This window comes from Rhodospirillales bacterium (assembly GCA_016712595.1).
GTDB lineage: Bacteria > Pseudomonadota > Alphaproteobacteria > Rhodospirillales > Defluviicoccaceae > Defluviicoccus.
Genome location: JADJQT010000001.1, coordinates 585,669 through 592,500, shown reverse-complemented (window position 1 = coordinate 592,500; position 6,832 = coordinate 585,669). Strand labels below are relative to the sequence as shown.

At 66.9% G+C, this 6,832-nt stretch carries 3 protein-coding genes, 2 pseudogenes and 1 riboswitch (1 of these 6 running past the window's edge); of the genes and pseudogenes, 1 reads left to right on the top strand and 4 read right to left on the bottom strand.

Annotated elements, in window-relative coordinates:
- The 3 genes and pseudogenes from IPK66_02615 to IPK66_02605 all read right to left on the bottom strand — a co-directional run.
- Positions 1–675, bottom strand: partial view of an IS630 family transposase gene (locus IPK66_02615; protein ID MBK8174211.1) — the 5' portion only. The gene continues 210 nt to the left of window position 1, outside the view; only the first 675 of its 885 coding nucleotides appear in the window; its start codon is at positions 673–675; its stop codon lies beyond the left edge, outside the window.
- 507 nt (positions 676–1,182) lie between these two features.
- Positions 1,183–1,716: pseudogene (locus tag IPK66_02610) on the bottom strand (transposase).
- A gap of 12 nt (positions 1,717–1,728) precedes the next feature.
- On the bottom strand, positions 1,729–2,589 hold the full coding sequence (locus IPK66_02605; GenBank protein MBK8174210.1) for a site-specific integrase: 861 nt from the start codon (positions 2,587–2,589) through the stop codon (positions 1,729–1,731).
- Positions 2,590–2,910: 321 nt separating this feature from the next.
- On the opposite strand from IPK66_02605, the pseudogene IPK66_02600 reads away from it, so the two are divergent.
- Positions 2,911–4,345: pseudogene (locus IPK66_02600) on the top strand (IS1182 family transposase).
- 280 nt (positions 4,346–4,625) lie between these two features.
- Here IPK66_02600 and thiC read toward each other — a convergent pair.
- Positions 4,626–6,503 (bottom strand): phosphomethylpyrimidine synthase ThiC, encoded by a 1,878-nt coding sequence (gene thiC, locus IPK66_02595; protein ID MBK8174209.1) that lies wholly within the window; start codon positions 6,501–6,503, stop codon positions 4,626–4,628.
- A riboswitch (TPP riboswitch) is annotated at positions 6,471–6,604 on the bottom strand. It overlaps the preceding gene by 33 nt.
- Between the last annotated feature and the right edge of the window lie 228 nt (positions 6,605–6,832).

The following is a 6,832-nucleotide window of genomic DNA, read 5'->3' as shown; positions in this document are numbered from 1 at the left end:
GTTCGCCGGCACGTCGAGCCTGTCGGAAATGTGCCAGCCGGCCTGATCGACGAGGAGAACGGCGTGCGCGTCGGCGGCGACTGCGAGCGATATCTCCTCGAGATGCAGGCGCATCGCCGCGGTGGTGGAGGACGGCAGGACCAGGCCGGCGGCCTTACCCTCGGCCGGGCAGATCGCGCCGAGGATATAGGCCGAGCGGGTCCGTTGATCGTGCGGCGCCGACGGCCGCGTGCCCCGCATCGCCCAGCACCGGGTGCGCTTGTTCTTCTGGCCGATCCGCGCCTCGTCGGCGAACCAGACCTCTATCCGCTTGCCCGCCGCCTTGGAGCGCGCGATCTCCGCCAGGATCGCGGGAAGCTTTTTAAAAGCCACCGCCGCTGCGGGGTCCTGCGCGTGATGGCGCGGCCGGGCGGAGAGCTTGCGATAGCCCATCGACCGGATCACCCGGCTCAGCGTCTGCTTGGCGACGACGATCCGGAACTCCTCCCACACCCACGCGATCAAATCCACCAGCCGCCAGCGTACGACGCCGTGCACCGCAGGGATCGGTCCGTCCTCGCTGAGCTGCGCCAGCGCCCGCCACCGCCGGCTCTGGTTCGCGTCCCGGCTCTGCCGCGCCAGCTTGCGCAGCGTGATCCCGTCGAAGTCCGCGCGAAGCGCCATCGCCGACCCCATGCAAACTCCATCTCGTTTGCCAGCCTTGAATCTGGAGGCTTCTGTGAGGTCGCGGACGAGGTCTTCGGCGTGCGCCGGCGCGACCTCATCGAAGCCGGATTGAACGAACCCGCGGATGGCCGAGCTATGGGGATTGTTGCTGCGTCTGGTAGTCCGAGACCGCTTTCGGGCGGCTCGGCATGGGGATCGATCCGGCGCGGTCGAGGCCGGCGACGCCGGGCGGTTGGTGGCAGCAGTGAGCTGAACCGGGGTTTCGTGGGGCGCCGCGCCGGACCTGGTGCTGCCGGAACGGTTGTTGGGCAAGACGATGGGTGCCGGCACACGGCAGCATCGGTGCTGGACAGGCGGGGCAGCAAGGGTGGCGGCCACTCATGAAGTGTCCTGCCGGAACGAGGGTTGCGGCGGCGGCCTCAGAAGGATGGCGAAGGTGATCATCGGGCCGCCGCAGCAGGGGCAGCGATCGAACGCGCTTGTAAGTTGCTTCTGCTCGGGTGGGACCTTGGTCTCGGGATCGACCGTCGGCGAGGCGGCCAGCAGCTCGCGGCGGAGCGCCAGCTTTGCTGCCTGTTGGTGATTGGCGAGGAAGCCGTAATGGCGGATGCGATGGAAGCCGTCCGGCAGGGCGTGGAGCAGGAAGCGGCGGATGAATTCATCGGCAGCGAGAACCATCAGCTTCGCCTTGCCGTGGTGGCGATAGTCCTTCCAGCGGAAGGCGACGTCGCTGCCCGTCACCTCGACCGAGCGCGAATTGGCGATGGCGACGCGGTGGGTGTAGCGACCGAGATAGGCCAGCACCTGTTCCGGGCCACCGAACGGCGGCTTCGCATAGACCACTCATTCGACGCGCCGCAGGTCGCGGAGGCGACGAACGAAGCCGCAGTCGGCGCAGCTCTCGGCATGGCCGCCCAGCGCCGCCGTCCGGCACAGCGTGATGGCGCTGATCACCCGCCGTTCGACCCGGCCGAGGTGAGCGTGATGCATGCGCCGATAGGCCTCGCCGTGGCGGCGGAAGACATCCGCCACTTCCCATGTCGCCGCCATCGCGCGGCCGGATCAGGCGGGCGGCACGACCTCCAGCGTGAGGCGGTCGAGCGGGCTCTGCGTATGCCGGATCAGGCCGTTCGAGACCCGCGTGTAGCGCGCCGTGCTCGACAGGTTGGCATGGCCAAGCAGCACCTGGATGATGCGGGTGTCGGTGCCGTTCTCCAGCAGGTGGGTGGCGAAGCTGTGCCGCAGCGTGTGCACCGTCACCCGCTTCGCAAGTCCGGCCGCGGCGCAGGCGGAGCGGCAGGCCGCGTGCAGCACTTGGACGTCGACCGGCTTCGTCTCATCGCGGCCGGGGAACAGCCAGTGGCTGGGCCGGGCCAGACGCCAGTAGGTGCGCAGGATGCCCAGAAGCTGGGCCGACAGCATGACGGTGCGGTCCTTGCCGCCCTTGCCATGCTCGACCCGGATCACCATCCGCGCGCTGTCGATATCAGCAAGCTTCAGACCGACCGCCTCGGACGCCCGCAGCCCCGCCGCATAGGCCGTCGTCAACGCCACGCGGGTCTTCAGGCTCGGCACCGCCTCGAGAAAGCGCACCACTTCATCGGCATTCAGCACCACCGGCAGCGTGCGCGGCTCGCGTGCATAAGGGATGCGCTCCGGGATCTCACCGTGCCCCAGCGTGACGCCGTAGAAGAACCGCAGCGCACACACCGTCTGGTTCAGCGCCGGCCACGAAATGCCGGTCGACACCAGATGGACCTGGAACGCCCGCACGTTCTCCAGGCCAAGCTGGTCCGGCGAGCGACCAAAGTGGCCGCTGAACTTGCTGACCGCGTGAAGATAGGATCGTTGCGTCGCCAATGACAGATTGCGGACGGTCATGTCCTCGACCATGCGGCGGCGCAGAGGGCTCATCTCGGCCATCGCGGTGCTCCTGTCTGAGGATCGGGCTTCAACACGCCGTAATCCTCCCAGACGGGAGCCGCCCCCGCTAACCGATCACCCCACTCCCACGACACCGGGTTCGTTCAATCCCTCTCGAGAGTCTCGAATACAGGGACTTGGTATTACTCGGCGGATCTCCGGGATCGCGTTCAAGGTTACATCGATGCCGGCCATTCGCGGCGCGCGGCGTCGCGGCCGATGCGCCCGAGTGAATCAAGCAGTTCGGATCGCACAACTGGCAGAGGCTGTGTGAAAACGCGGGGTGGGCTATTGTTGGCGGCGGGTTAGCCGGGGGTGCGCATGAGCCGCTTCATCGAAGGCGAGGACCGACTGCAGCAGTCGCTGCTGCCGAACTGCATCGACGATTATGTTTCCGAGGACAATCCGGTGCGGGTGGTCGAGGCCTATGTCGACGAACTCGACTTGGCGGCGTTGGGTTTTGATCGGGCGAGCCCGGCGGCAACGGGCCGTCCTGCCTACCATCCGGCGACGCTGCTCGAGATTTACCTGTACGGCTACCTCAACCGCATCCAGTCGAGCCACCGGCTCGAGCGCGAGGCGCGGCGCAATCTCGAGCTGATGTGGCTCACCCGCCGGCTCGCCCCCGACTTCAAGACGATCGCCGACTTTCGCCGCGACAACGGCGCCGCGATCCGTGCGGCGTGTGCCGAGTTCATCCTGCTGTGCCGCCGGCTGGGGCTTTTCAGCCAAGCGGTGGCGGCGATCGACGGCAGCAAGTTCAAGGCGGTCAACGCCCGCGACCGCAACTACACACCGGGCAAGCTGCAGCGCCGCATCGAACAGATCGAGGCCAGCGTCGCCCGCTGGCTCGGCGCTGGACGCGGCCGACCTGCAGGAGGGCTCGGTCGCGCAAGACAAAGCGGTGCGGCTGGCGGAGAAGGTCGCGGCGATGCGCGCCAAGGTGCGCGAGCTGCGTGCTTTGAAGGCGCGGGTGGAAGCCGCGCCCGACGGCCAGATCTCGCTGACCGACCCCGACGCACGGGCGATGGCGACCAACATGCGCGGCGCCAGCGTCGTCGGCTACAACGTGCAGACGGCGGTCGAGACCGAGCATCATCTGATCGTCGCGCACGAGGTTACGAACGTCGTCGTCGACCGGGCGTTGCTGGCACCGATGGCGGCCAGGGCGAAGGCGGCGATGGGCCAGGACGCGATCGACGTGCTGGCCGACCGCGGCTATTTCAGCAGCGAGCAGATCCGGGCATGCGAAGCGATCGGGGTGACCCCCTACGTGCCCAAGCCGCTGACCTCGGGGGCAAGAGCCGAGGGCCGCTATGCCAAAGAGGACTTCGTCTATCTGCCGGCCGAGGACGCCTATCGCTGTCCCGCCGGCGAGGTGCTCCCGCGCCGTTTCGGCTCGGTCCTGCAGGGCCGGACGATGATCACCTACTTTTCGACCCGCTGCGGCGAGTGCGCGCTGAAGAGCCGGTGCACGCCGGCCAAGGAACGGCGTGTCCGGCGCTGGGAGCACGAGGCGGTCATCGACGCCATGCTGGCGCGGATCGAGCACGCGCCCGAGGCAATGACGGTGCGCCGCCGCACGGTCGAGCATCCTTTCGCCACGCTCAAGGCCTGGATGGGTGCGACGCACTCCCTCACCAGGGGGCTGGAGCGGGTGCGAACGGAAATGAGCCTGCACGTGCTCGCCTACAACATGAAACGGGTGATCAATCTCCTCGGCACCCGGCCGCTCATCGCCGCGATCCGCAGCTGAGGCGCGATCTCGTCCCGCCGACTGCGCCCGCACCAGCCAAGGTGCCTGCCAATCGGCGATTGAGCACCAGTTTTCACACGGGCTCGGGATGAAGGGACAGACGTCGACAGCAACGTCTATGTGGTGGGCGAGACCTTCGGATCGCTGAGTGGTACGAACCGAGGATCCTACGACGCCTTCCTGATCAAGTACGGCCCAGACGGCGCGCAATAGGCGGGGCGAGGTTTTGGCCGGCGGGGCCGGGTTCCCCCCGCCCCACCGGTTGGGTGGTGATGGCGCGCTATTCGGCGGCGTCGGCCGGCTGGTAGATCTCGGAGCCGGCTTCGCGGAACTTCTCGCTCATCTCGTCCATGCCTTTCTCGGCGAGGTCGCGAACCTCCTGAGTGATCTTCATCGAGCAGAACTTTGGCCCGCACATCGAGCAGAAGTGCGAGAGCTTGGCTCCCGCCGCTGGCAGCGTCTGGTCGTGGTATTTCTCGGCGGTGCTGGGATCGAGTGAGAGGTTGAACTGATCCCGCCAGCGGAACTCGAAGCGCGCCCGCGACAGCGCGTCGTCGTGGGCGCGCGCGGTCGGGTGGCCCTTGGCAAGGTCGGCAGCGTGGGCGGCGATCTTATAGGTGACGACACCGACCTTGACGTCATCGCGGTCGGGAAGGCCCAAGTGCTCCTTGGGCGTGACGTAGCAGAGCATGGCGGTGCCGAACCAGCCGATCATCGCCGCGCCGATGCCGCTGGTGATGTGATCGTAGCCGGGGGCGATGTCCGTGGTCAGCGGGCCCAAGGTGTAGAACGGCGCCTCGCCGCACACCTCTAGCTGCTTGTCCATGTTCTCCTTGATCTTGTGCATCGGCACGTGGCCGGGGCCCTCGATCATCACCTGCACATCGTGCTCCCAGGCGATCTTGGTGAGTTCGCCCAGGGTCTCGAGCTCGGCGAACTGGGCGGCGTCGTTGGCATCGGCGATCGAGCCGGGGCGCAAACCGTCGCCGAGCGAGAAGCTGACGTCGTAGGCGCGCATGATCTCGCAGATTTCGGCGAAGCGCGTGTAAAGGAAGCTCTCCTTGTGGTGGGCGAGACACCACTTGGCCATGATCGAGCCGCCGCGCGAGACGATGCCGGTGACCCGCTTGGCGGTCAGCGGGATATACAGCAGGCGGACACCGGCGTGGATGGTGAAGTAGTCGACGCCCTGCTCGCACTGTTCGAGCAGCGTATCGCGGTAGATCTCCCAGGTCAGGTCCTCGGCAATGCCGTCGACCTTCTCCAGCGCCTGGTAGATCGGCACCGTGCCGATGGGCACCGGCGAGTTGCGGATGATCCACTCGCGGGTCTCGTGGATGTTCTCGCCGGTCGAAAGGTCCATGACCGTATCGGCGCCCCAGCGGATCGCCCACACCATCTTTTCGACTTCTTCGGCGATCGACGAAGCGACCACTGAGTTGCCGATGTTGGCGTTGATCTTGACGAGGAAATTGCGGCCGATGATCATCGGCTCGCTTTCCGGATGGTTGATGTTGGCGGGGATGATGGCGCGGCCGCGGGCGATCTCGTCGCGGACGAACTCGGGAGTGACGTACTCGGGGATCTCGGCGCCGAAGCTCTCGCCGTCGCGAACGCTCTCCCGGGCACGCTCACGCCCAAGGTTTTCGCGGATGGCGACGAATTCCATTTCGGGGGTGATGATACCGGCGCGGGCGTAGGCGAGCTGAGTCACCGCCTTTCCCTGCCTGCCGCGCAGGGGCCGGCGCCGGGCGCTGGCGCCCGGCTCCTGGCTCAGGCCGGGAAACTTCAGGCCGTCATAGGGCTCGACGTCGCGGCGCCCCTCGATCCAGGCGCTGCGCAGGGCCGGCAGGCCAGCATGAATGTCGATCACTGCCTCAGGGTCGGTGTAGGGGCCCGACGGGTCGTAAACGCGCAGCGGCGGCTCGTCCGTCGTGGAAAGCTCGATCTCGCGCAGCGGTACACGCACGTCGGTGAAACGTTGACCGGCCACATAGATTTTGCGGGACGCCGGCAACGGGCCGGTGGTCACCGAGGACGGAATGGAAACGTCTTTGGGCACGATCGATCTCCCCACGAGCAGAAACGGCGGAGACCCGGGACAGGAAGCAGGGCAGCAGCGGTCCGTCGATGCGGGTTCCGTTCCCTGCGCCGGCATGACCCGGATCAGGTTCGAAGAGTTCCCGCGTTGCGCCCTGATCTCGCGATCCGGCGCCAGCGGTATCTCAGCCCTCTAGCAGGGCACCCCTCGGAACATGTCCAAAACTGCGCACTTCCGCCGCGACTGTCAAGTAATTGCGAATAATTCCCGATCGGCCTGCCCGCCCGCTGGCGGGAGTGCCGATATGGCCCGTCTTTTCGACCTCCTTGTCCAGTTCGGCAGCCTTAGAAGACTTGTGGACGCGCGCAGCAGCCTCGATTAGGGTCCGCTGGATAGAATTTGCCGGCAACGCGGGGGCGGGCATCGCGCGTCGCATCCAGCAGTCG

Bases quoted from the DNA above. Each gene is read 5' to 3' on its own strand.
- IPK66_02605 (MBK8174210.1), bottom strand. From the start codon at position 2,589: ATGGCCGAGATGAGCCCTCTGCGCCGCCGCATGGTCGAGGACATGACC.
- thiC (MBK8174209.1), bottom strand. From the start codon at position 6,503: ATGCCGGCGCAGGGAACGGAACCCGCATCGACGGACCGCTGCTGCCCT.